This is a genomic window from Flavobacterium psychrotrophum, assembly GCF_003403075.1.
In the GTDB taxonomy this organism is placed as follows: Bacteria; Bacteroidota; Bacteroidia; order Flavobacteriales; family Flavobacteriaceae; genus Flavobacterium; species Flavobacterium psychrotrophum.
On record NZ_CP031557.1, the window covers coordinates 4,482,799 to 4,508,755 of the forward strand.

29 protein-coding genes, 1 tRNA gene and 1 riboswitch are annotated in these 25,957 nt (G+C 40.8%); of the genes, 12 read left to right on the top strand and 18 right to left on the bottom strand.

What is annotated here, in order from left to right:
* Window positions 1–356: 356 nt before the first annotated feature.
* Window positions 357–596 (top strand): hypothetical protein, encoded by a 240-nt coding sequence (locus tag DYH63_RS19460; protein WP_116790380.1) that lies wholly within the window; start codon window positions 357–359, stop codon window positions 594–596.
* Between the two features lie 699 nt (window positions 597–1,295).
* Here the strand turns inward: DYH63_RS19460 and DYH63_RS19470 are convergent.
* Together DYH63_RS19470 and DYH63_RS19475 are read right to left on the bottom strand one after the other, a co-directional pair.
* Window positions 1,296–2,885 carry a T9SS type A sorting domain-containing protein gene (locus DYH63_RS19470; RefSeq protein WP_116790382.1) on the bottom strand — a complete coding sequence of 530 codons (1,590 nt, stop codon included), beginning with the start codon at window positions 2,883–2,885 and terminating at the stop codon, window positions 1,296–1,298.
* Window positions 2,886–2,931: 46 nt separating this feature from the next.
* Complete coding sequence (locus DYH63_RS19475; RefSeq protein ID WP_116790383.1) at window positions 2,932–3,369, bottom strand: retropepsin-like aspartic protease; 438 nt, start codon at window positions 3,367–3,369, stop codon at window positions 2,932–2,934.
* Between the two features lie 104 nt (window positions 3,370–3,473).
* On the opposite strand from DYH63_RS19475, the gene DYH63_RS19480 reads away from it, so the two are divergent.
* The 4 genes from DYH63_RS19480 to DYH63_RS19495 all read left to right on the top strand — a co-directional run bounded on the left by DYH63_RS19480 (window position 3,474) and on the right by DYH63_RS19495 (window position 6,598).
* A complete protein-coding gene (locus DYH63_RS19480; RefSeq protein WP_116790384.1) occupies window positions 3,474–4,247 on the top strand; it encodes a TatD family hydrolase in 774 nt (257 codons plus the stop codon).
* A 68-nt stretch (window positions 4,248–4,315) separates the two neighbouring features.
* A complete protein-coding gene (locus DYH63_RS19485) occupies window positions 4,316–5,449 on the top strand; it encodes a 1-acyl-sn-glycerol-3-phosphate acyltransferase (protein ID WP_116790385.1) in 1,134 nt (377 codons plus the stop codon).
* Window positions 5,442–6,467: an asparaginase gene (locus tag DYH63_RS19490; RefSeq protein WP_116790386.1), complete on the top strand. Its 1,026-nt coding sequence runs from the start codon at window positions 5,442–5,444 to the stop codon at window positions 6,465–6,467. The genes DYH63_RS19485 and DYH63_RS19490 overlap by 8 nt, the downstream gene beginning before the upstream one ends.
* 43 nt (window positions 6,468–6,510) lie before the next feature.
* Window positions 6,511–6,598: transfer RNA gene (locus tag DYH63_RS19495), tRNA-Ser, on the top strand.
* Window positions 6,599–6,739: 141 nt separating this feature from the next.
* On the opposite strand, the gene DYH63_RS19500 is transcribed toward DYH63_RS19495, so the two are convergent.
* The 13 genes from DYH63_RS19500 to DYH63_RS19560 form a co-directional block, all read right to left on the bottom strand.
* Window positions 6,740–7,918: an MFS transporter gene (locus tag DYH63_RS19500; protein WP_116790387.1), complete on the bottom strand. Its 1,179-nt coding sequence runs from the start codon at window positions 7,916–7,918 to the stop codon at window positions 6,740–6,742.
* 73 nt (window positions 7,919–7,991) lie between these two features.
* Window positions 7,992–8,573 carry a TetR/AcrR family transcriptional regulator gene (locus tag DYH63_RS19505; protein ID WP_116790388.1) on the bottom strand — a complete coding sequence of 194 codons (582 nt, stop codon included), beginning with the start codon at window positions 8,571–8,573 and terminating at the stop codon, window positions 7,992–7,994.
* Window positions 8,574–8,912: 339 nt separating this feature from the next.
* Window positions 8,913–9,608: an ABC transporter ATP-binding protein gene (locus DYH63_RS19510; RefSeq protein WP_116790389.1), complete on the bottom strand. Its 696-nt coding sequence runs from the start codon at window positions 9,606–9,608 to the stop codon at window positions 8,913–8,915.
* Between the two features lie 29 nt (window positions 9,609–9,637).
* On the bottom strand, window positions 9,638–11,110 hold the full coding sequence (locus DYH63_RS19515; protein ID WP_116790390.1) for a DUF5687 family protein: 1,473 nt from the start codon (window positions 11,108–11,110) through the stop codon (window positions 9,638–9,640).
* Window positions 11,111–11,176: 66 nt separating this feature from the next.
* The gene (locus tag DYH63_RS19520; protein ID WP_116790391.1) at window positions 11,177–11,863 is read right to left on the bottom strand and encodes a hypothetical protein; all 687 of its coding nucleotides are present in this window, start codon (window positions 11,861–11,863) and stop codon (window positions 11,177–11,179) included.
* Entirely contained in the window at window positions 11,864–12,556 is a 693-nt protein-coding gene (locus DYH63_RS19525) for a hypothetical protein (protein ID WP_116790392.1), read from the bottom strand.
* A 6-nt stretch (window positions 12,557–12,562) separates the two neighbouring features.
* Window positions 12,563–13,252: a hypothetical protein gene (locus DYH63_RS19530; protein WP_116790393.1), complete on the bottom strand. Its 690-nt coding sequence runs from the start codon at window positions 13,250–13,252 to the stop codon at window positions 12,563–12,565.
* Between the two features lie 24 nt (window positions 13,253–13,276).
* Window positions 13,277–13,975, bottom strand: a complete 699-nt coding sequence (locus tag DYH63_RS19535) for a hypothetical protein (RefSeq protein WP_162927104.1) — start codon at window positions 13,973–13,975, stop codon at window positions 13,277–13,279.
* On the bottom strand, window positions 13,965–14,573 hold the full coding sequence (locus DYH63_RS19540; protein ID WP_116790395.1) for a hypothetical protein: 609 nt from the start codon (window positions 14,571–14,573) through the stop codon (window positions 13,965–13,967). Before DYH63_RS19540 ends, DYH63_RS19535 begins: the two co-directional genes overlap by 11 nt.
* On the bottom strand, window positions 14,561–15,190 hold the full coding sequence (locus DYH63_RS19545) for a hypothetical protein (protein ID WP_162927105.1): 630 nt from the start codon (window positions 15,188–15,190) through the stop codon (window positions 14,561–14,563). Before DYH63_RS19545 ends, DYH63_RS19540 begins: the two co-directional genes overlap by 13 nt.
* Window positions 15,183–15,809, bottom strand: a complete 627-nt coding sequence (locus DYH63_RS19550; protein ID WP_116790397.1) for a hypothetical protein — start codon at window positions 15,807–15,809, stop codon at window positions 15,183–15,185. The genes DYH63_RS19545 and DYH63_RS19550 overlap by 8 nt, the downstream gene beginning before the upstream one ends.
* Complete coding sequence (locus DYH63_RS19555) at window positions 15,799–16,416, bottom strand: hypothetical protein (RefSeq protein WP_116790398.1); 618 nt, start codon at window positions 16,414–16,416, stop codon at window positions 15,799–15,801. Before DYH63_RS19555 ends, DYH63_RS19550 begins: the two co-directional genes overlap by 11 nt.
* Before the next feature lie 4 nt (window positions 16,417–16,420).
* Window positions 16,421–16,768, bottom strand: coding sequence for a PadR family transcriptional regulator (locus DYH63_RS19560; RefSeq protein ID WP_116790399.1), 348 nt, complete (start codon window positions 16,766–16,768; stop codon window positions 16,421–16,423).
* 129 nt (window positions 16,769–16,897) lie between these two features.
* Between DYH63_RS19560 and DYH63_RS19565 the strand changes: the two genes are divergently transcribed.
* The 4 genes from DYH63_RS19565 (at window position 16,898) to DYH63_RS19580 (ending at window position 19,527) form a co-directional block, all read left to right on the top strand.
* The gene (locus DYH63_RS19565; protein ID WP_116790400.1) at window positions 16,898–17,950 is read left to right on the top strand and encodes a ferredoxin--NADP reductase; all 1,053 of its coding nucleotides are present in this window, start codon (window positions 16,898–16,900) and stop codon (window positions 17,948–17,950) included.
* Between the two features lie 269 nt (window positions 17,951–18,219).
* Window positions 18,220–18,474 carry a hypothetical protein gene (locus tag DYH63_RS19570; protein ID WP_116790401.1) on the top strand — a complete coding sequence of 85 codons (255 nt, stop codon included), beginning with the start codon at window positions 18,220–18,222 and terminating at the stop codon, window positions 18,472–18,474.
* Window positions 18,475–18,480: 6 nt separating this feature from the next.
* The gene (locus DYH63_RS19575; protein ID WP_116790402.1) at window positions 18,481–19,047 is read left to right on the top strand and encodes a Crp/Fnr family transcriptional regulator; all 567 of its coding nucleotides are present in this window, start codon (window positions 18,481–18,483) and stop codon (window positions 19,045–19,047) included.
* 90 nt (window positions 19,048–19,137) lie between these two features.
* Window positions 19,138–19,527: a RidA family protein gene (locus DYH63_RS19580; RefSeq protein ID WP_116790403.1), complete on the top strand. Its 390-nt coding sequence runs from the start codon at window positions 19,138–19,140 to the stop codon at window positions 19,525–19,527.
* Between the two features lie 441 nt (window positions 19,528–19,968).
* Here DYH63_RS19580 and DYH63_RS19585 read toward each other — a convergent pair whose 3' ends face one another.
* Window positions 19,969–20,931, bottom strand: coding sequence for a DsbA family protein (locus DYH63_RS19585; protein ID WP_116790404.1), 963 nt, complete (start codon window positions 20,929–20,931; stop codon window positions 19,969–19,971).
* A 162-nt stretch (window positions 20,932–21,093) separates the two neighbouring features.
* Between DYH63_RS19585 and DYH63_RS19590 the strand changes: the two genes are divergently transcribed.
* The 3 genes from DYH63_RS19590 (at window position 21,094) to DYH63_RS19600 (ending at window position 23,003) form a co-directional block, all read left to right on the top strand.
* On the top strand, window positions 21,094–21,405 hold the full coding sequence (locus tag DYH63_RS19590) for a winged helix-turn-helix transcriptional regulator (protein WP_116790904.1): 312 nt from the start codon (window positions 21,094–21,096) through the stop codon (window positions 21,403–21,405).
* A gap of 19 nt (window positions 21,406–21,424) precedes the next feature.
* Complete coding sequence (locus tag DYH63_RS19595; RefSeq protein ID WP_116790405.1) at window positions 21,425–22,045, top strand: peptidylprolyl isomerase; 621 nt, start codon at window positions 21,425–21,427, stop codon at window positions 22,043–22,045.
* Window positions 22,046–22,133: 88 nt separating this feature from the next.
* A complete protein-coding gene (locus DYH63_RS19600) occupies window positions 22,134–23,003 on the top strand; it encodes a DUF808 domain-containing protein (RefSeq protein WP_116790406.1) in 870 nt (289 codons plus the stop codon).
* An 83-nt stretch (window positions 23,004–23,086) separates the two neighbouring features.
* Here the strand turns inward: DYH63_RS19600 and DYH63_RS19605 are convergent, their stop codons facing one another.
* Together DYH63_RS19605 and DYH63_RS19610 are read right to left on the bottom strand one after the other, a co-directional pair.
* Window positions 23,087–24,055 carry a T9SS type A sorting domain-containing protein gene (locus DYH63_RS19605; protein WP_116790407.1) on the bottom strand — a complete coding sequence of 323 codons (969 nt, stop codon included), beginning with the start codon at window positions 24,053–24,055 and terminating at the stop codon, window positions 23,087–23,089.
* Complete coding sequence (locus DYH63_RS19610) at window positions 24,055–25,356, bottom strand: T9SS type A sorting domain-containing protein (protein ID WP_116790408.1); 1,302 nt, start codon at window positions 25,354–25,356, stop codon at window positions 24,055–24,057. The genes DYH63_RS19605 and DYH63_RS19610 overlap by 1 nt, the downstream gene beginning before the upstream one ends.
* 116 nt (window positions 25,357–25,472) lie before the next feature.
* Window positions 25,473–25,665: riboswitch (cobalamin riboswitch) on the bottom strand.
* Between the last annotated feature and the right edge of the window lie 292 nt (window positions 25,666–25,957).

A 25,957-nucleotide genomic window follows, 5' to 3' on the forward strand; every position in this document is an offset into this window, starting at 1 on the left:
CTGAAAAGGGGCGTTTTTTGTGTTTTATTAATCACTAAGAATAAAGCCGGAGCTAAACTTTATAGGATTGGAAAAAAAGGAATTTCTCAAATGGGAGAATTGCACAATTCTGGTCTATAGAGAATCCGATAGATTTCAAAAATCTTAAAGCATATACTGATAGTGTAATATACCGTTAAAGAATACTGAAAGAGCCGATTTTATCGAAACTGCTTATCTTAAAGAAAGTAGTGATATTATAAAAATGACATTGCAAAAGCTCTTGGGAATACTAATACTGGTAATGGAATTGAGGTTATTATTGATCAAAGATGAACTGTTGAAAATGAAATTATTGATTTATTAAAGAAATAAAAATGGATTACGAACGCATATTAAATGTTGCAAAACTAAAATTTCAAACTAAATTTCCAAAAATTGTTAATGATTTAGAAGAATGTATCGCAGCAGGTTCTACAGGAGGAGAAATAATAGTTAGAGTAGGTAAATATTTATATGATTTAAAAAATATGAATAAGATTGCTTATCTTGAAATACAAGAGGAAATAATTAGCTATCTTAATTCGTGTAGAGCCAATGGCATATTGATTCCATAAAATCAAATATTTGATGATACTTAATGCTTATACTACTGATTCTGATTTATTGCGAACCTTTTTACTACACTTAGATATAGATATTATTGGAGCTTGATAGAGATAGTAATGGTTAACGATTTGGTTTAAGAATTCTGTATATTCACCTAAGCCGCCCCTGCTGGCGCGAGCATCTTGCTCGTGCCTCATATGTAATATGTCTCCAGCTTGCCATGCACTCCTTATCCATTAGGCCTGGACATAGTGCGCTAACGGTTAAAGAAGCTCTTGAAAACCCTATAAACTGCTTATGGACAACCATCCTAAAAAAGCACTTGAACTATAGTTTAGTTACTAAGTCAGTATATATACAAAACGCTCCTGAAAAGGGGCGTTTTTTGTGTTTTATAGCTGGTGTTATTCATCCAAAAACCCCACGCTTTACAACGCAGGGTTTTTCTATTCCGGGGGTGTGTAAAAAAAATTGGGAAGGTGTGCAAAAATTGTTAGCTAATGGCTAACGCATGAAATACAGTGCTAAGGTATTAATTTTATTGTGTTGATAATTAAAGGTTTGTTTTTTTGCTGCTTTACCGTTAAACGTACAACAACTACCATTGTGTTGTGAGAATATTGCCTCTTCGGCATAAAAAAATCCCCGCTTTACGGGCGGGGAAGTTAATGTGCTTTTAGAGACTTTACTCTTGTTAAGATATTGTACTACTCTGCTTTTACAACCCTGATAACTTTTGCATTACTACCGCTGTAGGCTTTTACCATATAAACACCCGGCTGCAAAGCCTGCATATTTATGGTAGCTTGAGTGCCTGATGTGTTTTGGCTTAAAGCTAACTGGCCTAAAAGGTTGTACGCTTCTACTTTTGTGATTTCAGAATTGTTATGCAGTGTCAGGTTATTCTTTACCGGGTTAGGGTAGTAGGTAAAGCCTGAGAACTTAGTAGTGTCAGTTCCGGCTGTGCGGCTTACCAGTACACCAAACGTCGGGCTTTGGTAGGTATCAATAGTTTGTGTGGCATAGTAAGTAGTGCCGTCTGTTACTATGGTAGTTTCAGCGAGCGATGTGGTAGCATCTGCATCGGCATACCATAGTATATTTTGTCCTTCTACATCAAGGTCGGCAAGGGTGTTGCCTTCAATATACATCTGTCTTGCTGCACCTGATGGGGGAGAAGGTAGCATGAGGTATGTAATAGATCCAACGCCTCCACATGGAGCAAAATAATTGATATCATGTGAACCGTAAGCTACATTATAAAATGTGCCGGAGTCTTGCGGTGTTCCATTATCTAAAGCATATTGGTAAGGAGCAGAAACTCCCTGGATGTCTATTGTCAGTGTATTGCCGATGTTAGATATTATTATATTTGTAGGGACAATAAGATTGATAGGTTGCTCTATATAAGAATAGCACGATGGGCCGATACGCGTATCGCCTGTTGTCCAAATTTTAATCCAGACAGAGGATGCACTTGAAATTGGGTAAAAATCATAGAAAATTATTTCATTTGTTCCTGCTATGGCATCTTGCAAAGTGGGGTAGTATTTCGACATATAATTAGTATACAGCAAAGCATTTTCTGTCAAGTCAATGCTCTCTCCGCAAGTTGTTATAGCCGGTAATGCACCAGATATTTCCGGCAATGGATTTACATTTAGCGTAAGCGTAGTATAAGCGGTACAGCCAGTTATTATAGATGTCACTTTTACAAATAGTGTTTGTGTGCCCGGAGTGATATTTGTGTAAATCGAAGGAAGCGCAAGCCCGGCTTCCATAGCTGCTGCTGAGGTATAATATTGTACTGTAAAGCCCAGACCCGCATTTGCGCCCAGTATTTCATCATTCTTTGCTGCAAGGTCAAACGTTGCAAAACCATCATTTGGCAGTGCATCATCACAAACGGTATAAGCGGAAGGTGTGTTGATTACCGGTGCCGGATTTACTATTATACGCAATGATTCGATACTGAAGTTTGTAGGTGTAGTATTTTCTTCTACGCGTACATACAAGACTTGAATTCCGTTAGTTACATCGGCTAAAATATTGTTATAGTTCTGAGGGAAAGGAATAGCATTTGTGTCTGCATTTGCATCTGCTAAAGTTTCATGATAGCTTATGGTATACAATGAGGGGTTAAGTCCGCCGAGTATCACTGCCGAAACCGTGGTAAGGTCAAACGTGGCTACGCCATCATTGTTCGCGTCACAAACTACAAGATCCGGTGGTGTGTTAACCTGTGGCTGGGCATAGGCCATGATGCTGAATAACAGCAGGAGTAATGTTTTTTTCATACTATTGGTGGTTTTTTACCAAATGTATGAAAAAAGAACATTGTACCTATTTTAAGTAGAGGCAAAAATTATGGTAATCTATTATGGCTTTGCCTTTAAGCAAAACATCGGCACCTATAATACCGTGCACGGGTTTTGCCTTATACTGGCGCAAAGCCTCGTTTACGTGACTCATGTCAAAAATAACGAGGCCAAAGTTTTTTGAACTCCACCTGCCCATTTTTAGCTTGTTTTTAAGAGAGGTTTGTGTTGGCATTCCGGTACCTCCGGCTCCGGCTGCCCTGGTGTCAGAATCGGCTGCCAAAAGGCTGAAATGTTGTATGCCTTCAAAGCCCACACAGCTGTTGCTTGCGCCGGTATCGAGTATAAAATTACCTTCTATGCCATTTATACGGCCTTTAATAAGCAGGTGCTGGGTGCTGCTAAGCCTGAATTTTATACGCTTATAACCCCTGGCTTTCAGGGTGTCTTGCAGGTCTTGCATTGTTAGTATGTATTATTGGGAGTGTCAAAATTACTTTAAAAAACAATATCTTAACTTCAATTACTGCGCCAAGTTTGTATTTTTGCAGCCACTTTATTTTAAAAATGATATTTACAGATACCCATACCCACATATATAGCGAAGAATTTGCACAAGATCGCGATGCCATGATGCAGCGTGCATTTGATGCAGGTGTTACACGCCTTTTTGTACCGTCTATAGACAGTACTTATACCGGTAAGATGTATAAAATGCAGGAGCAATATCCTGATAATGTTTTTTTGATGATGGGGTTGCATCCTACGCATGTTAAGGAGAATTATGAAGACGAACTTGCCTTTGTAGAGAAAGAACTTGCTGATGCCTCACGGAAGTTTTATGCCGTGGGCGAAATAGGCATCGACCTGTTTTGGGATAAAACCTTTTTGCCTCAGCAGCAGGATGCGTTTAAGCGACAAATTCAGCTTGCCAAAAAATACAAACTGCCCATAAACATACATTGCCGTGATGCGTTTGATGAAACCTTTGAAGTGCTGGAAAGCGAAAAAGGCGAAGGCCTGTTTGGTATCTTTCATTGCTTTACCGGTAATTTTGAGCAGGCTCAGGTAGCTATTAGTTATGGCATGAAGCTGGGCATAGGTGGCGTGGCAACCTTTAAGAACGGAAAGATAGACCAGTTTTTAAGAGATATTGACGTTAGTAACATTGTGCTCGAAACCGATGCGCCTTACCTGGCTCCGGTACCGCATAGGGGTAAGCGCAACGAGAGTGCTTATGTACCGTTGGTAGCCCAAAAACTATCCGAAATTTATGACCTCCCGGTAGAAGAAATAGCACGTATAACTACACAAAATGCTGCGGATATATACGGTATTTAACAAAGATTTTCGGTTTAAATCCAATAAATTTTTGTTCATTTGTAAACAGTTTAACCTTAAATAAGCACATGCCCAAATTTGATCATATCAGGCCTTTTTATGACAGCGAAGTAAATGAGGCCCTACGTAGTGTAATACACCACCCTATGATGAAGGCGCTCATGAGTTTTACATTTCCCGATGTTGAAGAAAACATATGGAAAGAACAGCTTTTAAGGACGCACTCTAAACGCGATTTCCAGGCCAATTTTATTTATAATGCCGTGCAGATGGTTTTGAAAAAAAGCTCTGAAGGGTTAACAACTTCGGGCTTCGAAAAACTGGACCAGCATACATCTTATTTATATATTTCAAACCACAGGGATATCATCCTTGACACATCATTGCTTAACGTTTCGCTTTTAGAACATGGGCTTGTAATGACGGCCAGCGCCATAGGCGATAACCTGGTTCAAAAGTCATTTCTGCAGGCGCTGTCTAAACTAAACCGCAATTTCCTGGTACAGCGCAACCTTTCTCCGCGAGAATTGCTGCAAAGCAGTAAGCTGATGAGCGAGTACATTTACCATCTTATACGCCGCGAAAACCGCAGTGTATGGATAGCCCAGCGCGAAGGCCGTACTAAAGATGGTAATGATGCCACACAACAGGGCGTGATTAAAATGCTAGCCATGGCTAATGAAGGGCAACCGCTTACTGAGTTTTTCCGTAAGGTAAAAATCGTACCGGTTTCTATTTCTTATGAATATGATCCTACCGATGCCCTTAAGATGCCAAGGCTGCTGGCCGAAGCTAATGATGAGGTATATGTAAAAGAAAAGAACGAAGATTTTACTACACTGCTTAGTGGTATTATGGGCCAGAAAAAGCGCATACATCTACATATAGGCGATGTTATAGACAGCGAACTTGATGCTATTGCAACACAGGGAGATAGCCCTAATAAGCAAATACAGTCGATTGCACAGGTTATTGATGAAGCTATTATTAAAGGTTATAAATTATGGCCTACAAATTACATAGCGTATGACCTTATGAACGGCACCACGCAGTTTGCAGATAAATATACTGAAAAAGAAAAGCAGGTTTTTGAACGGAGGTTTGAAATGCGTATTGATATTGAAAATAAAATATTGCGCGAAGGCTTCCTGGCACAATATGCAAACCCGGTAGTTAATAAATTAAAATACCAGAATGCCTAAGCCAAGGATACTATTGTTGTATACCGGTGGCACTATAGGCATGGTGAAAAATTTTGAAACCGGCGCGCTCAGGGTTTTCAACTTTAAAAAGCTGTTGCAGCGCATACCCGAATTGCGCCAGCTGGACTGCGATATAGATACCCTATCTTTTGAAAGCCCGATAGATTCCAGCGATATGGAGCCTACTAAGTGGGTAAAGATGGCAGGAATCATTCAGGATAATTACAATGATTTTGATGGTTTTGTTATCCTGCATGGCAGCGATACCATGAGCTATTCTGCATCGGCGCTCAGTTTTATGCTACAGGGCTTAACTAAGCCTGTGGTGTTTACGGGGTCGCAATTGCCTATAGGCGATTTGCGTACTGATGCCAAGGAAAACCTGATAACTGCCATACAAATAGCATCGCTTAACGAGGGTGGGCAACCTGTTATTAAAGAGGTTTGCCTTTATTTTGAATATAAACTGTATCGTGGTAACCGCACCACAAAGATAAGTGCTGAGCATTTTAATGCTTTTACATCTCCTAATTACAATGCCCTTGCCGAAAGCGGAGTGCACCTGCGTGTAAACAACGAACAGTTGTTACAACCTACAGGAGTTGATTTTAGCGTTACTACGGCTTTTAACAGTAATGTGGTTATTGTTAAAATGTTTCCCGGTATAACGGCAGCAGTACTTTCGGCCATTACTGCTATCGAAGGGTTAAAAGGAATTGTACTGGAAACGTATGGCAGCGGCAACGCACCTACCGAAGACTGGTTTATAGGCATACTGCAAAAAGCTATTGAAAAAGGCATACACATTGTAAATGTTACCCAGTGCAGTGGCGGCCGTGTAAACATGGGCCAGTATGAAACCAGTACACTGCTTAAAGAAATAGGCGTTATAAGTGGTGCCGACATTACTACCGAAGCTGCCATTACCAAGATGATGTACCTCTTAGGCCAGGAAATGCTGCCTGAACGTTTTAAACCGTTGTTTGAAACATCTCTTTGCGGAGAACTTACCCAATAATTTTGTAATCCGGTTTTTTAAACTATTTTTGCCCGAATAATTTAGAGGGGTGGCCGAGTGGTCGAAGGCGCACGCCTGGAAAGTGTGTATACTCCACAAGGGTATCGAGGGTTCGAATCCCTTCTCCTCTGCAATAAAAATGCTCCTCATCAGGAGCATTTTTGTTTATATTCTTTCTTGGCGATGGCAGCAGGTATTGTTTTAGATATATTGTAGCACGACACGAATTACAAACCTGTGCGATCATGATAAAGCGTTTATGAAAGAGCAAATTATACTATTTTTTTACTTTCATAAATGCGTCGATCCAGCCAGGCTCTCCAAAAAATCATAATAATAGCCAATACGCCAAAACCAATACCAACCCACGGAGTAATTGAAATTCCATACTTATTAATAAACCATCCACCAGTAGCAGTACCCAGCGAAACACCAAGATTTCCAAACGAAGTTTGAAGACTATTTGCAAATTCTTTTGCATCGGGAGCTGCTGATACCATATGACCAACACCAATCAGGAAACAGGGCCCATACATAATACCCCAAAAACCAACTACCATGGCTACGCTAAGTAGTGAACCACTTGTGTATTGAAATGCAAATGGGACCAGAAATGTACCACTGATGAAAAATACGGAAGTCAGGATCATATACTTTCCTAATAAACGGCCTGCCAAAAAGTTAGAAATTACACCCGTTATACCAAATAGTAAAAGCATATAGCTAACGTTCTGCGCACTCAAGCCTTTTGCTTTTGAAAGATAGTCGGCAAAATAACTGTATGAAGAAAACCAGGCTGTGATTAAGAATAGATTTACAGCAGTACCCGCAATAAATTTAGGCCTTGTAAATATGCTCAATTGGTTTTTAAAGGATTTAACTTCTTTGTTAGGCATAGGTGGGAGAAACTTATACATAATGACCAATGTTATTAAGATTACCAAACCCTGAATGATATAGCTAAGCTGCCAGGTGTAAATACTTGCGATAAATGTCGTAAAGGGTATGAGTGTAACCTGTGCAAGAGCAATACCACCAATAATAATACTGGTTAGCCGCATTTGCATTTGTGGAGAGGTATCTTTTGTTGCGGCAGCAATGGCCATGGAAAAGAATGCCGGGTGTAAAATTGTGGGTAGTATCCGAAGTATCATCAGCAGCCAGTAAGGGGGACTGAAAATTGAGAAAAAATTTGAAATTAAAAACAGCCCTAAGGCGCACATCATAATTTTCTTTTTATCAAATTTTGAGGCATATAAAACGGTGAATGGCCCTGTAAGGGCGATACTTAAGGCAAATATGCTCAGCAAGTAGCCTGCGGTACCAATATCTATATTGTAGTAATCAGCAATCTGTGGTAGAATGCCAATCAAACCAAATTCTGTACTTATAATTCCGATAACCCCCAGGCATCCTATATATGCTGTTGTTTTGTTTACGCCTAAATTCATAATAAACCGATCAGTTTAAAAAAAGTTAAAAAATTTTATTTGTTGGTTAAGTCCATATATGGCACCGTCAAGATCATGCCTTGACCATATGTATTAATGTTTCTATCATGTCGTATATAGCCTTTCGATTTCTATTTAATGCATAATTTTTGAATAGTGCAGCAGAAGAGCATGCAAAGAAATCGGCAGTTACTCTTGTATTTAAGTCACTTTTAAAACACCCTTGCTGTTGTCCGGACTTTAAGATTTCGAAATAAATATCTTCAATCTTCTTCTCATTGGTAGTCAACAACCGTCTTATGTCATCATCAGTTATCGCTATTTCAAATGACAATTTAACTGCCAGACAAGTTCTGTCTTCTTTTATGCTGTGATCTACTGCCAACCGAAATATTTTTTTTAAATTTTTAGTCGCATCAGATTGTACGTCATTTAAAATCCCTTCATATTCCGACACCCTGGATTTCAGGTATTTTGTTAAGCACTTAATAAGGAGCGATTTTTTATCACCATAATTGGGATAAATACTGCTGCGGTTCATCCCCATATGATGCTCCAGGTCGGTAATAGATGTTACATTATAACCTTGCGTCCAGAAAAGCTCCAGAGCAATGTCTAACTTCTGATCATAATTAAATTCCTTGTGTCTTCCCATTAGACCACAAAGGTATATTTTTTAAACCAATCAGTTTAAAATTTAGTATGATTTTTTAAAATAGAGTTTTGCCGAAAAATTTACTTTAGTTAATTTGCTTTGTTTCAATAAAAATCAAAACAGGTATAATGTGTTCGATTGGAATCCTTCTCCTCTGCAATAAAAAATGCTCCTCCAAAAAATGGAGGGTAGCCAAAAATCTGGACAAATTTATTTTAAATTAATCTTCGTAATAAGTTATTGTCCTTGAATGAAGTATTATTGTTTCTACTGGGAAAAAAAATCCCCAAATAGTATATACTATTTGGGGATAACTAAGAAAGTATCTTTAAATCTAATTTACACAGCAAAAAATGCTTCCAGTTCGTGCAGTGTTTCTTCAGATGTATAAATATCCTTAACTACTTCGCCTTTGTGCATAGCTACAATACGGTTGCTTACCTCGGTAGTATGTGCAAGGTCATGGCTCGATACCAGTATAGTAACATTTTTACTGTCGGCTAGGTCTTTAATAATCTTTTTAAGCCTGAACTGTGTGGTAGGATCCAGGTTGGCAAATGGCTCATCAAGTATAATAATCTCAGGGTTGCCTATAAGTGTGGCAATAATGCCCACCTTTTTCTGGTTACCCTTGCTCAGGTCGCGCAGGTATTTCTTTTTACCCAGAATTTCGTCGTTAAAAAAGTCAGTGTGCTCTTTTAGCAGGGCATCTACGGTAGCTTTATTTTGTCCGCGCAGGTCGCCTATAAAGTAAAAATACTCCTCAGCCGTAAGGTAGCCTATCAAAAATGTTTCGTCTAAAAATGCAGCCACAAGGGGTTTCCACGCTTCGCTTTTGTTAACCTGTATGTTGTTTATTTTTACCTCGCCATTGCTTGGCTCTATAAGGTCGAGTAGCAGGCTGAACAGCGTGGTTTTGCCTGCGCCGTTGTTGCCTACCAGGCCAAAGCTTTCGCCCTTATTTATGGTTAGTCCTGCTATGTTTAGTACGGTAACACCGTTATATGTTTTGCGTAAGTTATTTATAGTAATCATGGTCGTAATGATATTATTTTAGAGTTGGTTTATCCTTTTTGCTTGTAAGCTGCCAGGGTGCTGTATTTTTCTGATTTGTAAATTTTTTCTATCGCACGGAAAGCTACATTTCTTAGTGCTATGCCCAGTATGCCGGTAAGCGCCACAAGTATGGACCCTAAGGTTGCACTATGTATTGCGGCACCCACAACATATAAGCCCATAGGCAGTAGCATTTTTGGCAACGATATTAAAAACGTTTTAAGGTTAAAGGCTTTTTTGTCGCCAAAGGCCTGCTTGCCGCTGGCAAGGTCTACCGGAGTTTTAAGAAACGCCCCGCCCAGTAATACCAACAGCGAGTTTACGCCAATGTTAAACACCGCCCCGGCAAGTATCATAAGGTATGTATCTATACCAAAGTACAGGTAGAACGATGCCAGCACGGCACTTACCGCAGTACCCAGTACCATGAGCCACCATTTGCTGGCTATATAATCGCGGTAGGGTATGTTCTGGCTCATCATTAGCGGGTAGTAAGCACTATCCCAGCTGGGTACAAACTGCCCAAACATAAGCAGGAAACCGCCACTTACAAATATAGAGGCAAACATTTTCATGGGTGCATTGTCATAAACCTCTATGCCGCCGCCAAAAAACAGCAGGCCATAAAAAATAAACAGCACACTCATTACTACCGATGTTTTAGAACGCTTATTGCGCAGTATAAGCTTCAGGTCGTTTTTAAGAAACGTACTCATGCTGCCAAAACGGTTAAGCCAGGTAAAATCCTGAGCCTGTGCAATTTCGGTCTTGCCTTTAAGCCCTGTGTCCAGGTATAGTTTTTTAGTAAAGAAACGGTGCGTGTACAGCCACAACCCTGCAAATACCACAACGGGAATAACAAACATATAATATGTGTCAAAAAGCCCCTGGTAAAAAACACCGGTTACCAGCGTAACATCAAAATAGCTATAGTATTGCAGTGCTACCAGCCCGCCAAGTATTGTGACAAAAATAATGAATACAAAATCGTTATCATTTAGCAGCAGGTTAATAAGGTTATTTACATAAATAAGTAACCAGGCGCCCAGCCACCATAGTACAACACCCAGTGGATCGTACCCCTCTATAAGCAGTACAATGCTAAAGGGCACAAAAAAGAATATGTGTACCAGGTTAAAGAACGATACCAGTGTTTTGCCCATGGCAAAGTTTACAATGGTTTTGCGGGTTATGGGAAGGGTAAGTAATGGCCTGATATTTATGACCGGAATTTTTTGCAGCAGTACTTTAAACAGTATATCTGCCAGAAAGTAATAAATAAGGTATTTGTTTACTACCACAAGCGGGTCCTGGTGCATTTCTTCTTTAACGCCATAGTAAGCGGCAATACTCATAGAAAGTACACCAAGGCTGTAAATAAAAGCCATGATACCCATAAAGATTTTCAGGGCGAGGTTGGTGCCAAATGCCGAAGACCGTGTAAAGGCCTTCCACTCCAGCCAGAGGAATTTTTTAAACATAATTGTGCGATGGTTTTAGTGATTAGTTGTTGTGTGTGGTGGAAAGTTACAATTTTATGATAAAAATTACAAACCGTACTCCGGATACACGGTTTTAAGATGCTCTTTTGCCCTGGCGGGAATTATAAAAAGCGCAATGTAATTATGCAATGCAAGCAGTGTAATCAGGGTTACTAATATCCAGTGGCCATATATGCCACCCATTGGCCTGCCTGCACTTAACTGGCTAAGCCCTGGGAAAAAACCCAGTGTTGCCACGGTAAAAACCCCTTTGTAGATCATCTCTTCAAAAAGCCATTTCCTGCCCGTGTTTTCCTGTGTTTTAGCAAGCTTGTTTTTAAGCCTTAACATTTTAACGACGCTTATAAATTGAATCGGTAATATTGAAAATACAATTACATCATGGCTTTGCAAAAGTATTAAGTGTAATCCATATAGTAAGGCAACGGTGAGCACCAGCTTTGGCAAGGTAAAAAAGTCTTTAAAGTAACCCAACAATAACTTTTGGTACCGCTTGCCCAGTGCCCTTTTTCTTTGCATAACTACCTCATTAAAGCCGCCCGTGCCAAAGGTTTTAAATGCTGCATGCAAATCATCTTCAAGGCTAAGGTTTTGGTTGTAGGCCCATTGTTCTTCTATGGCATGCGCCAGGTGGTCTGCCAGTTCAGACTGCAGGTCGTAGTATGCTACACCGTTTTCGGCAGTAAAGGCATATATCTGTTCGATGTCGGTGGCGGTTAGTTTCTTTTGCATTTATGAAGCCGATTCAAATTTATATTCCGGATAGTTTTCCTCTAAGTACTGTGCCGATTTTACAGGCATTATATACAACGCGACATAGCTAAACATAAGCCAGATGCCAAATACCAGTGCAGACAGTGCTGCCATTAGCGGTTTTACAGGGTTGTTAAAGCTCATTATAAAAGCCTGCGACATCATGCCTGCAAAGCCACCTGCCATAGAGTAAGAGTTTATAATTTCATCCAGCAACCAGCGCTTTCCGGTAGCTTCAACATTTTTTTTATATGCCCTGCCGGTCTTGCTCATTTGCCTGAGTGCCATGATAAAAAATACTACCGATAGTGCTGCATACATCATCGGTACTGTAACCATAAACAGGTATGTTGATACTATGAGCAATGGCATCATAAGCCCTTTGGGCGAAGTTACCACACGCCACAGCTCGTGCCGCAGCAGCCTGTTGTACTTTCTGCGGAGTGTTTTTCTGCGGCGTTCTACTATTTTTTCAAAACCGGTTATACCAAATTTTTCAAACTCAGCAGTAAGCGCTTTCTCAAAAGATATGGTAGATCCTGCTGCCCACTGTGCCTCTATGGCATTGGCCAGATGGTCTGTCAGTTCGGTTTGCAGATCGTAGTATTTTACAAATTTCGATGCTATAAAGCTATAGAGTTGGGCTGTTTGCGCAGCTGTGATTTTTTTCATGATTAATCATTGCCCGTATTCAGGGTATACTTCTTTTAGGTGGGTTATTGCGTTTGCGGGAATTATAAACAGCTTTATATATATGTAAAGCATAAGCAGCATATAAGATATGGTTGCGGTAATAAGCAGCCCTGTAGGATAGGTGTCGCGGTACATCTGCCAGAAAAGCATGAGCAGAAAGGCAAGGTAGCCCATGCGGTATTGTCCGTAGAGCATTTCCTCCAAAAGCCAGTGCGGACCTTCAGCCTTTTGTTTGTACCTGAGATTAAGCTGCCTGTTCCGGATTAATATGCCAATTAATGACACTCCCAGCAGTATAAGATACAAACGTGGCCAAAACATTATAACGCTAAATATGACATAACCAAAAGCCGCGAGAACCAGTACCTTTGGTAACTTTAAGAACGCAATAAAATAGCCCCAAAACATCTTATTATACCTTTTTTCGAGTGCAGCGCTACGTTTAAGCATTATTTTTGCAAAACCAAATTTACCGCCAAAGTTGCTGCTCTGTTGTGCGAGCGCATCTTCAAAAGATAAAGCAGGGTTTATCTCCCACTGTGCTTCTATGCTGTTCGCCATATGGTCTGCCAGTTCCAGCTGCACGTCATAATATTTTATGTTCATACCGTTAAGAAATGCCATAAGTTCCTCTGCTTGCTGCGGTGTAATTTTTTTGAGTGTATTTTTTTTCATGACGCTTTGTAATAATCTATGAGCCTATTGTGCCATTTCCATTTTATATTCGGGGTACGCAGCTTCCATATGTTGCTGCGCCCGGGCAGGTATTACAAACAGTGCTATGTAGCTGTATAGCGCAAAGGCTACCATTAGCACCGCTGCAAGTGCCACTAATATAGGCGATGATCCTTCGCCACCCTCATAGCGTACAAACTGGAAACCGGGGTAAAAAAACGCGCTCGAACCCGCACAACGGTATATGTTATCCTGAAACATCCAGCGCTTTCCGGTCGCTTTTTTAAGCTTGTTCAATCTTCTGTTTATAGTTATAAAACGTCCCACAAATACCAGGAAAATAACCCCGGCAAAAATAGCCAGCACATATGGGAAGGTAGCCATTAGCTGATAAGAAGCCACAACTCCCATAAGGCATATCAATATTTTAGGCAGCCTTAAAAAATCTTTTGCGTAGCCCCATATTATTTTGCGGTAGCGTTTGTGCATGGCAAGCTGGCGACGTTCTACAAGCTCTGTAAAGCCAAAGATGCCAAACTTTTTAAACTCTGCATTAAGCGCGTCTTCAAAGCTCAGGTTAGGTTCTGTAATCCAACGGGTTTCTATGGCATTCGCCAAATGGTCTACCAGTTCGGTTTGCAGGTCGTAGTATTCTACATAATGCTTAATGGTAAAGGCATATAGAATTTCGATTTGGCGGGATGTAACTTTTTTATCCATCATAACGCAGTTTGTATTGTTTAATGAGCCTGAAGCCTGCTACCGTCATGGTAATGCTTATCATGGTAATTACCGAATAAAACAAGCTTATAAACAAGAGGTTGTCTGTAAAGATCCTCATGCCTATATTACTTATAATATAAGGTATTGCAGCAAGGGTTATGAGCCTGGAGGCCACAGCATATTTCTTTTTAAAACCATTTATCAATATGGGTAACGATACACTAAAAAAAGCAACAAGAAATACCAGATTCATTTTCCAGGTTATTTCTTCCACGCCCTCAATAGTGCCAAAATAAAAGCCTGCATAGGCTATAACATTTGTCATTAGCAATGCCCAGGGCGTTAAGGCTGTTTTACCCCAAATTTTAAGGGCTTTATAGGTAGCTGCTTTTTTAAACTGTTTATAGTTAGCAAGCAGTTCGGCTTTATGAGCCAGCATATACAGCCTGAAGTTTTCGTCGAAATCATCACCTTCCATCACCTCAATGGCTGTAGCAACGTGGTCTGCCATTTCCATACGGATATCCAAATACTCTACACCCGAATTTTCCAGGTAATGGTCTATAAAGGCGGTTTCTCTTATGGTTAGTTTATACATTGTTGTTGGCGGTTAAAATGTTTACTGGCAAAATAAATGTTAATGCAGGCTGTAAACAACAACCCTGTAGCCACAGAGGTAAGCAACTGGGCGATAAGGCTGTCTTCACCTAATATCCTGTGTGCCTTAGAGATCATAAACAATAGTATTGCAAGGTAAATACCACCTGTTTGTGTAAGCCGTGCCACAAAGGGTGCTTTTGCCCTGTATTTTTTTATAAAGGTGATGCCTATTAAAGCCAGCAGGCACACAAAATAGACTACGCTTAGTGCAAGCTCTATATAATGGTTAAACGTGCACATATAACACACGGTGCATAGCAGTAATGCCATAGCACAATATTTGGGCGTATAGAAGCGGCTCAGAAATGTCTTTAAGTAAAATCTGTCTCGCAGGGTTTCCTGCTTACGCGCGGCGGTAGTAAGCGCTACCATTTTATAAGAATTAACATAAGCGCTTAACTTCTCGTCAAAATTTTGAACGCTTAGCATAGCATCTTCTTCTAAGGCCGAAGCTATGTGATCGGTCATTTCATGTAATATGGCCTCATACAATATGCCCGTTTTTTTTATTACAGCATATATGGCCTGGGTTTGTAGCGAGGTCAATCTATCCATTGTAACGGAGTTTGTAGTTATCAAACAGTTTTTTGGTTGTAAAATAAATATTAAGGGCAATGACCGAAACCACCACATAATAAAGTATTATGTAGTTTATATTATTCAGTTTATTAAGCCAACGTATCATAAACAAACTTGGGTACAGCAGCAATCCTGGTATAAACCCAAGCCCATGCGTAAAAGAGTAGTCTTTTCGTTTACGTACCAGGTTATATAGCGGACGGTAGCAACTAATTACAGTGCATGTGCTAAACACAAAGAACATTAGTGTAACCAGATCATCTTTATCAAGATATTGGCTGGCAAGTTTACCGCCGGCAAGCATTACTAATGTAATGAGCAGCATATGCAGGGTAAAAATATTTTGTACAAAAGTCCTGAGACTGCGGCGTGATGCCACCCGCATGGCGGCGAAGTTCATTTTACGAATCGCTTTTTTGTTGTTGAGTATATAACCTTTAAGACGGTGCTCAAAATCGCCGTTGCCCTCTTCCTGTTCCAGTGCGGTTGCTATATGGTCGGTCAGCTCCATACGGATGTCGGCATAGTTAATACCGGCTTTTGCTAGTGCCGCATCTATTTGTGCTACCTGACCGGTTGTAATTTTATGCTGCATGGTATCGGGCTTTATATTGTTCAAACAGTTTTTTGGTCGTGTTGTATTTAGCATCGGCCACAGCCGTAAGCAGGGCGTAACTTAAAATTATAAGGTGAGACAAAGCCTGAGTGTCCCAAAATCGTAGCAGCCATACACTTATAAACGTTATTGCTGCTGTAACAACATAGTAATATTTGCCCACAGAAAACACTGGTTTCTTAGGCCCCAACGTAAACATAGGGTTGTAGGCATCGAATAACAAAGGAACCGAAAACACAAAGAACATAACCATAGGCGCCGGGCTGCCGGGCAAAAACCAGTTTATGGCTTCGCCTGCCGCAAGGCTTAATGCCGCTACAAGGGCAAACCTTTTGCTGCCTATGTTTTTAATGAATACCGAAAAGGTTTTTTTCATGGCAATGGCTGCAAACCTGCGGTTTAATGCTTTGAGATTTTTGTGGTTGTGCTGCATATAGGTGGCAAGGCAGGGCTCAAAACCACCATCCTGCTGTTCCAGCGCTGCGGCTATATGGTCGGTCAGTTCTACCCTGATGTCCAAATACTTTATGCCGGCCTTTAGCAAAGCCGCATCTATCTGTATTATATTGTTGTTGGTAAGCTTCATGGTCTTAAAACTGAAGGTCAGGATTTGGTGCAGGGTTTACAAGGCTCTGCATATTGCGTATAAAGTCTTCCAGCTCTGCCAGGCGGTTTACGGTTTCTTTACTGCCGCTTTCGGTAAGCTTGTAGTATTTGCGCAGGCGGTTGTCTACACGCTCTACCTCTACATCCAGCAGGCCATCGGCTTCCAGCTTGTGCAGGGCAGGGTACAGGGCGCCTTCGGTTATGGCAAGTTCGCCCTTAGTAAGCAACTTTACCTTTTGGGTAATCTCATACCCATACATGCGGCCATTCTCTTCGAGTAGCTTCATGATAATGGTGGTTAGGCTGCCTTTATATAATTGTGAGTTTTTCATTGGTCGAAATTTCTGTTCCAAATATATACATAATATTCTTATGTATAACTTTCTTAGGTATTATTTTAATTTGATGATTTCTTTATATCCTTTTAGGGAATCCGTATTTTTGCAGGAAATTTGATATAGATGTCTACGTTTTATCCACTTATAATAAAAGAAATAAAAAGAGAAACGCCTCACGCCGTATCTATAAGCTTTGCCGTGCCGGATAGCCTTAGCGAAGCCTATAACTTTACCGCAGGCCAGTACCTTAACATAAAAACCCACCACGAGGGCAAAGAGGTGCGCAAGGCTTACTCTATATGTTCTGCACCGGGTAGCGGCGAACTTCGCGTTGCCATAAAGGCCGTAAAGAATGGTGGTTTCTCGGCTTTTGCCAATGAAAAGCTTGCACAGGGCGACACCATGGAAGTAGGCGTGCCCGAAGGTAACTTTACCTTTGAGCCGAAGCCGGACAGGCAGCGCAACTATGCCGCGTTTGCAGCAGGCAGCGGTATTACACCGGTTATGGCTATTATACATTCGGTGTTAATTAATGAGCCTGAGAGTACGTTTGTACTGGTATATGGCAACAAAACACCTGAGGATACCATTTTCCACAACCTGCTGGTTGAGCTTCAGGAAAAATACCTGGGCCGCTTTTTTGTACAGTTTGTATACAGCAAAACGCACGATGAGGGCGCCATCTTTGGCCGTATAGACCGTGCTGCAGTAAATTTTGTAATAAAGAATAAGCATAAAGAAAAGGAGTTTTCTAAATTCTACCTGTGCGGGCCCGAAGAAATGATACTTTTAGTAAACGAGGTACTGAAAGAAAACAACGTACCGGAAAAGAGCATTAAGTTTGAGTTGTTCTCTACCCCAATTGCAGAGAAAACCATATCTGCCAGTCTTGAAGGGCAAACTACGGTTACCGTAATGGTTGATGATGAGGAGACTACTTTTGTAATGCCTAAAGAAATTACCATATTAGATGCCGCCCTTAAGCAGGGTGTAGATGCACCTTACTCCTGCCAGGGAGGTATTTGCAGCAGCTGCATGGCGCGCATTACAAAGGGTACGGCAGAGATGAAAAAGAACGCCATACTTACCGATGGCGAAATTGCCGAAGGCCTTATACTTACCTGCCAGGCACACCCTACATCTGCTGAGCTATATGTAGATTTTGACGATGTATAATCTTTTGATTTAAAGATTGAAATATTTAAAGATGCTTTCGGGCATCTTTTTTTTGTGATGATTTTAATGGAACCTGCCTTTGCCGGAAGGCGGGCGCGGATAATGCGGAAGGTGCGCAATTGCAGATATACAGGGTTTTTTAGCGGCATGGTTTGTCATCCTGAACGGAGGAGTGGAGTCAAGATATTTCTTTGCGATACAGTAAAAACATATACCCACTTTTATTGCCATGCTAATCTTTTACTATATTGCAGCCATAAACCCCGTCTATGAAAACCAATAAATTGTCTGATTTAACCTTAGAGGAACTTAACAAACAAAAAAGCACCTTAAAAGGTGTAATTATTGGTTTTTCAATACTGTTTCTTTTCGCATTTATTGTACTGTTCTACCTTATATATAAGAATGGGAACTATGTATTGCTTGCCTGCCTTCCGCCGGGAATTTTTGCAATGCTTCCAGCTGTTATGAGGTTAAGCCAGTTAAATACCGAAATTAAATCAAGAAAGTCTGACCTCGCTTAAGGTATAATGCCCGAAACAATACTGCGCCAACATATAGAAAAAATCATCCCGCTTACAGACGATGAATTTTCGTTGGTACTTTCACATTTTACTTTTGAAAAGCACAACAAGCGCGATTTCCTGATCCGTAAAGGCCAGGCTGCAAAGTATGTTTATTTTGTTGTTTCGGGATTGTTACAGCTTGTTTCTGATGATGATAAAGGCAAACAGCATATTGTAGCCTTTGCTATGGAAGACTGGTGGGAGAGCGATTATTTTGCATTTTTTTCCGGTAATAAAGCTACCATGTCGTTACAATGTCTTGAAGACACCGTAGTTTTTTGCATTACCCTGAGTAATTATAATGCCTTATGTGCAGCCCTGCCTAAAATAGAACACTTTCTTTTAGTAAAATCAAATAATGGGCATATTGCCGCCCAGCAGCGCATATTATCTTTTCTTACGTCAACGGCTAAGCAGCGTTATGACCAGTTGCTAAAACGCTATCCGTCATTGTTTCAGCGCGTCCCTAAAAAACTCATTGCCTCATATCTGGGTGTTTCGCGCGAAACACTAAGCAGGCTTATTTCATAAATATATTCCGGTTTTGTAATTGTGATGTTTGTCACGCACAATGGCTGCCATTCTCAGGAGCTTTGTATTATAATAGTAAACAACAGAGCAATGCAAAAAAGAGAGTTTAGCCCATGGGCATGGCAGGATGGCCGCAGTTATGTGCAGGCTGTAGAAGTAAAAAATGTTGAGGGTACTTTATACTGTTCAGGGCAGGCCGCCGTACATGCCGATGGCACATCGAGCACCGCAGGCATGAAAGAACAGCTACAACTGGCAATTTCTAACCTTGAGCAAGTTATTACGGGTGCAGGTTATGAGTGTAAAAATATAGTACGCTTAAACGTGTATACAACCGCTATTGGCCAACTTTGGCCTGAGTTTTCTATACTCCAGGACTGGGTGGCGCAGCATGGCATTAAACAGGCTACAACGTTGTTTGAAGTAAAAAGCCTTTTTGAAACCCTTGCTGTAGAACTTGAGGCTACGGTTGTAAAATAACGAGAGTTCAAGTTAAGGTAAACCTACAAGGTTAAAAAAACCTTGCAGGTTAGCACAGATTGGATTATTTCGGGTTCCTACAAGGTCTTCAAGACACAGATGTTCGGAAGGCTAATTTTGCCAGTTAGAGAGCCCCGGAGGGGCGATATATTTATAGTAATTGTAACGCCAGAGTGAACAGAGCTCCGGAGGAGCGGCATTTTTTTGAAATTATGTGCCGTTCCTCCGGAAATCCTGACCATGCCCTACAATCATTTTCTATAGACATGCCGCTTCTCCGAAGCTAAATAGGGTTATTTGGATAGTCAACCAACTCTTTAAGCTCTTCCGAACACTTGTGTCTTCAAGACCTTGTAGTTATACATTTAGAGTTTAAATATCTTATGATTCGTTTAAATCGAACTCATGTTAAAATAGTATAATGGCAAGTGCCGGCGCTAATTACTCAGGCCGGCACTCTTTTATAGGGGCAGTGGATGGTTCTTGTTTTTTGCGGTATAGCGTTCCGGTTTTAATTACCGTTTTGTCTAGCTTACCTTCTTTGCAAAGCTGTTCTAAAATTTCTTTTACTTCTGTAGTAGCTTCATCACACAGTACAGCATATTCTTTTGCGGTAAGCGTAGGGTAAATACTAAACAGCGCTAAAGGGTCGGTACTATTAATTACAGGCTTTTTCTTTGCTTCAGGATGCAATGCAAGCAATGCTTTTTCGTAGAAATCATAGGGTTTAGAACCGTATACCGTTAGCTGGTTAGCTGTACCATCAGAAAAGAACAGCGTAGGGAATCCCCTTACGCCCAGCTTGCGGGCATATTCCAGGTCTTCGGCAAAAAGCTGTTTTGCATCTCCGTCAAAATCGGCTTTTAGTTTTATAACATCAAGACCTGCCAGTTTTGCGGCTTCGGCAATATTGTCCCATTTGGTAATATTCTTCTTTTCGAGATATAGTTTTTCCCTTAAAATGCGCATAAATTTTACCGCTGTATCTTTATCCTGCAATTGCGCCGCCTTCATGGCAATACAGGATGGATACGAAGAATCCAGCGGATCTTCCAGCCATACATCGCCGTCAATGGGCATTTCATAGTGCAGGCTGGCTTCATCCCAATGATGCGCCACATCGGCCGGTTTGCTAATCCCACCGCTGTTATAGCTCCAGTCGGGCAGGAGGCCTCCCATACGGTAATCTATTTCAAAATAATCGCCATATTCAAGCTTCAGTTTCCTGAGTTGCGGCTCTATGCCCCAGCATGATGAACAGATAGGGTCTGTATAATAAACTATTTTTACAGGCTTGGTAGCAGGTGTTATGGTGTCTTGTAACGCAGATGAGGTATTTGCAGGCATTTCGCATGTTCCGCTCACCGGGTCGCACAGTAAGGGGTTTGTTTTTTGTGCGCTCATATTCTTATTTATTTGCGGATGGCATCCGTAGCAGCCAATTAAAATTAGCAATAAAGCTACTACCCTCATTGTTTTAAATTTTGTGTTATGAATTAATTCATATTTTTGATGCAAAGTTGCACGGTAAACAAACACCAGTCAATTAGTCAAAAAAATCAGACTATGAAAAAAGATGGAGAAGTGGAAAATGAATGCCCGGCAGAAGGGTTATTGAAACAACTTTCGGGGAAATGGAAACCACAGATATTTCTTTTGGCTGTAAAAGGTGCGGTGCGGTTTAACGGCCTGCTGCGGGACATAAAAGGGTCTAACAAACAATCGATAGCTACTGCACTGCGGGAAATGGAAGACTACGGACTTTTAACCAAAACCGTAGTAGCCCAAAAGCCGCTGCACATAGAATATACGCTATCTGAAAAAGGGCTTAGCCTTGTGCCGGTATTCAGGCAACTGGAATTTTTTTCTGAAGGATAATATTACATCAATACACATCATGCAAAAACAAATACTACTGCTACTACTTTCTGTAATCATTATTAGCTGTAAAGGTTCTGATTCCGGTTATAGCGATGCAACAGCACCCGATACCTTTACCGCAACTTTTGAAACGACCAAGGGTAATTTTGAGGTTGAAATAAAAAAGGCATGGTCGCCTAAAGCTGCTGACCGTTTTTATAACCTTATAGAAAGTGGTTTTTATAACAATACCCTTTTTTACAGGGTAGTTCCGGGATTTGTAGCCCAGTGCGGTAGCTTAGATGCTTTTGTAATGAAAGAATGGGAAGCCGTTAAAGTGCCCGATGAGCCTGTGCTGCATGGTAATAAGCGCGGCACAGTAACCTTTGCCCGGTCTGGTAAAGAGTCGCGCGGGCTTGATATGTTTATAAACCTGTATGACAATACACCTCTGGATACCATTAACTACGAAGGTGTAAAAGGCTATCCTGCTTTTGGTACTGTAACTAAAGGTATGGATGTGGTAGACAAACTGTACTCCGGCTACGGAGAGGCTACTATGGAAAACCAGGCATACTACTCCAGCCAGCACCGTATGCAGGGGGCTTTTCCGCAACTTGATAAAATTAAAAAGGCATATATAACCTCAGGAAAATAAGCCTTTAAGTACCATATGCATTGTTAATGCCATGTGGTAATCAATTTTAAATTTTATACATTTACGCCTCTACAATTAAATATACAAAATGGCTTCAGGTTTTTTCGCGATCTTAGATGATATCGCTGCCCTAATGGATGATGTGGCAGTTACAAGTAAAATTGCTACACAAAAAACAGCAGGAATATTAGGCGATGACCTTGCCGTTAACGCTGAGAAAGCTACCGGCTTTTTATCATCAAGAGAGTTACCTGTACTGTGGGCTATTACAAAAGGTTCGTTTATAAACAAACTAATCATTATTCCCGTGGCGCTGGCGCTGAATGTGTTTTTTCCTATTGCTATAAAATTTATACTTATACTGGGTGGTTTTTATCTGGCTTATGAGGGTGTTGAAAAAATAATTGAATACTTTTTTCATCATGCCAAGACCGGTGAAGAAGTAGTTGACCCCAAAGAAGAAGGTAGCGCCGATGCCGAAAAAGCCAAAGTAAAGTCTGCTATTACTACTGATTTTATTCTTTCGGTAGAAATTGTAATTATTGCTTTAGGTACCGTTCTTGACGAAAACCTTACAGTGCAGATAATAACTGTAGCTGTGGTAGCATTCCTGGCAACTGTGGGTGTTTACGGTATTGTAGCGCTTATTGTGCGTATGGATGATGCCGGTTTTAAACTTATAAAAAAGTCTAACGGCAAAGGTTTTTTATCGCAGTTGGGCAATGTACTTGTAAAAGCGCTTCCTTATGTAATTAAAACTCTTGCTATTGTAGGTACCATTGCACTTATACTGGTTTCGGGCGGAATTTTTGTACATAACATAGCTTACCTGCACCATGTGTTGCCGCAAGTGCCGGATATGCTGAAAGAATTTGGCTTGGGCCTTATTGGCGGATTGGTAGCTGTTGCGGTTATTACCGGCAGCAAAAAACTGTTTTCGTTAGTTAAAGGCAGTTAATTTAAGCTGTATTAACTTTAAAAATAAAAGCCTGCATTTTGTTATGAATGCAGGCTTTCTCTATTAAAAAAAGGTCGTGTTGGTTATTGCTTTACGATACGGTAAGAGGCTTCTCTGTTTCCTGACCGGATAACAAACAAATAAAAACCCGATGGAAGCATAGCTATATCTACGCGTTGGGCGTTGCTATTTTCTTTATTAAGTACTATGCTTCCCTGGGTATTATATGCTGTTATGCTGTAATTATCTTCTGCCAAAACATTAATATAATCAGTAGCAGGGTTGGGGTACACCATAAACTGATGTAGAGTGTTATGTGCAGTATCCAGCGTTTTTTGATTGATAACGCCTATGCCCTGCAGGTCAAACCCGCATGAAACAAACGGCGTAGGAAATGAGTCGTTTACTGCATTGCCATACTGGTCATAACTTGCGTAGGCAGGGTCAATGCTGCCCACAACATCAATTATCCTGATGTGGGTTATGCTTTCTTTATCAAGCAGCAAATCGTCTGGCAGGTCAGAAAGGTTAAACGGTGTGCCGAAGCGTCCGCCATATTTTCCGGCAAGATTATTAAGGTATTCCGGCAGGGGCGACCCAAAAGTGCCCAGTTGTATACCGGTTTGTGTTTGGCTATGTGCCGGGAAACGGAAAAAGTGAATGCCATCTGAGCTTGCTTCTACAAAAGCCAGTTCCAGATAATCGCTTGCCCCGTTTTCAAAAACAACAAAGTCAAAACCGGCTTCGTTTGTAATGGGCGTACCGAAACTAAGCGTTGCCTGCCCGCCATCACCCAGGCTTACCGAATTTCCGGTTACACTGCCTAATGCGGCATCAGGCTGCCCTGATGTTGCAAAATTGCTACCTCCGGCCATAAAATCCGGGTTGGCAATATTTACAGGCCCTCTGGTTACTGTTATGCCTGTAGCCCAGCCTGTAATTTGCGGGCTGTTACTGGCCACAGCCGTACTACCGGGCATTCCGGCGGCGGGAGCATAGGACTGGCAAAATGCCGAAGCAGAAACGAGAAGGCCTGTAATAATAGTGCGCATTATTTTACAATAAGCTTTTTCATGGTAGTTTGCTTACCGTCAGATATTTTTACCATATACATACCCTGAGAAAGGTTTGCAATGTTTACACCCGTTGCAGCATATTTTGCTTTTAAAACTTCTTTGCCGGTAAGGTCATAAACAGCTACTTCAGCAGCAGCATCGGTAGTTACAAAAAACTGGCCGGATGCCGGGTTAGGGTATACCGCAAGCTGATTGCCCTGTTGTACAGGAATGCTAAGGCTGCTATCTGCCTTATAAAAACTGTTAGGTATTACACCTACTGTATAATTACCCTGTGGTGTACCTGTAGTACTAAATAGATAAGCAGTACCCGGGCTTACATAATTACCTGCATCAGCAACATAAAGGGTATCGTCTATAAGGTTCATGCCATATACGCCATAAGCGCCCTGAGGCTCTAAAGATGCTATTTCGGTAATTGTCTCAGGTGTTGTAAACGCTGCTTTATAAATGTCGGCAGCAGATGTAAAATAGAAATTACCGGTAGTGTCTATTTCAAGGTTTGCAGGGTGCAGGCCTTCATAGTTTGTTGTAGCAACCACAGTATTATCTGCAAGGTTTATTTTTACAAGAGAACCATCAGTCTCCGGAGCGCCCCAGCTTGGCCTTCCGCCACAAAGTACATACATAAAATCGCCATCTACGATCATTTTGTTAGGGACATCGCCTACGGTAACAGTTGAGCTAACAGTGTTACTTACAGGGTCTATTACAGATAACGTAGTACCATAGCCAAAACCACCCTGGTGCGCCGCATATAGCTTATCGTTTACGGTAAGGATGCGCTCTACACCCGGAGCAACAGTTATAGTAGATTCAACAGTATTGGTTTGCAGATCTATAACAGCTATGTAGCCATCAGCAGCACTACCACCATTTCCCCAGTTGGTTACATAACCTTTACCATCGTAAAAAGCCATGTAGCGCGGGTTTACAAGCCCGGTGCTTATTGTAGCAACATACTCAAAAGTAGTGCGGTTAACAACTTTAACGGTGTTAGAAATGTTTAGTACAATGTAAGCATAGTTACCATTAAAGCTAAGACTTTGTGCAGTATCACCAAGTGCGCCCTGAGTAGGGTTAACTGTTGCGTAAATGTTGTTTACAGGCTGCTCTGCGTTGTTTGCAAGAAACGACACAGAAGCGTTGCCGCTACCGGCACCACCTTCGTTAAGTACAAAAATACCATCGGTAAACGATTGTGCAAAAGCCGGAACAATGGCTGTTAAGTAAAGTACAAGGAAACAGATTTTTTTAGAAAAGTAGTTTTTTTTCATCTTAAAAATTAAATTAAAAAATTATGGGCTTAAGATGAAGTATGAGTAGCTGTGCAGTATGTTTAAAAAAACATGTGCAGGCATAAAACAAACCAGATCCTTTACCCGAGGATATTAAATTCGTAATGGTAAAGGCAGGTCTCCTGGCTTGCGTCTTGCTGATGGCCTTCCCGTTAGTAAAAACAGTGGCACTTATGTATCAACAAGCTTAGTAGCGTACAGTTGCGGGAACAGCTTTGGATTTTAACCAAATTCCCTTTTAATACCCTGGGTTAAATACCGTGGGTAACCTTAACAACGACAAAGGTAAGATTTTTTTAAAGATATTATTGTAAACAATGCAATTTGGTATGTGTAACTGAATATTCTTCAATGAATGTGGGCGGTTACCAAAACATGCGTTTTTTGTATGCCCTAAAATCTTGTATCATGAATACTATAAACTCTGGTAATTACAAATATAAAGAAGCTAAATTCTTACATGTTAATTGAGGAAAAACCTCAATTAACATTTGTAGGTAAGCATATAATTTAACATATATTTTAACAGTTGTTTTTTAATATGTTCCTTTGTCGCCACGTTACTTAACAAATTCAACCC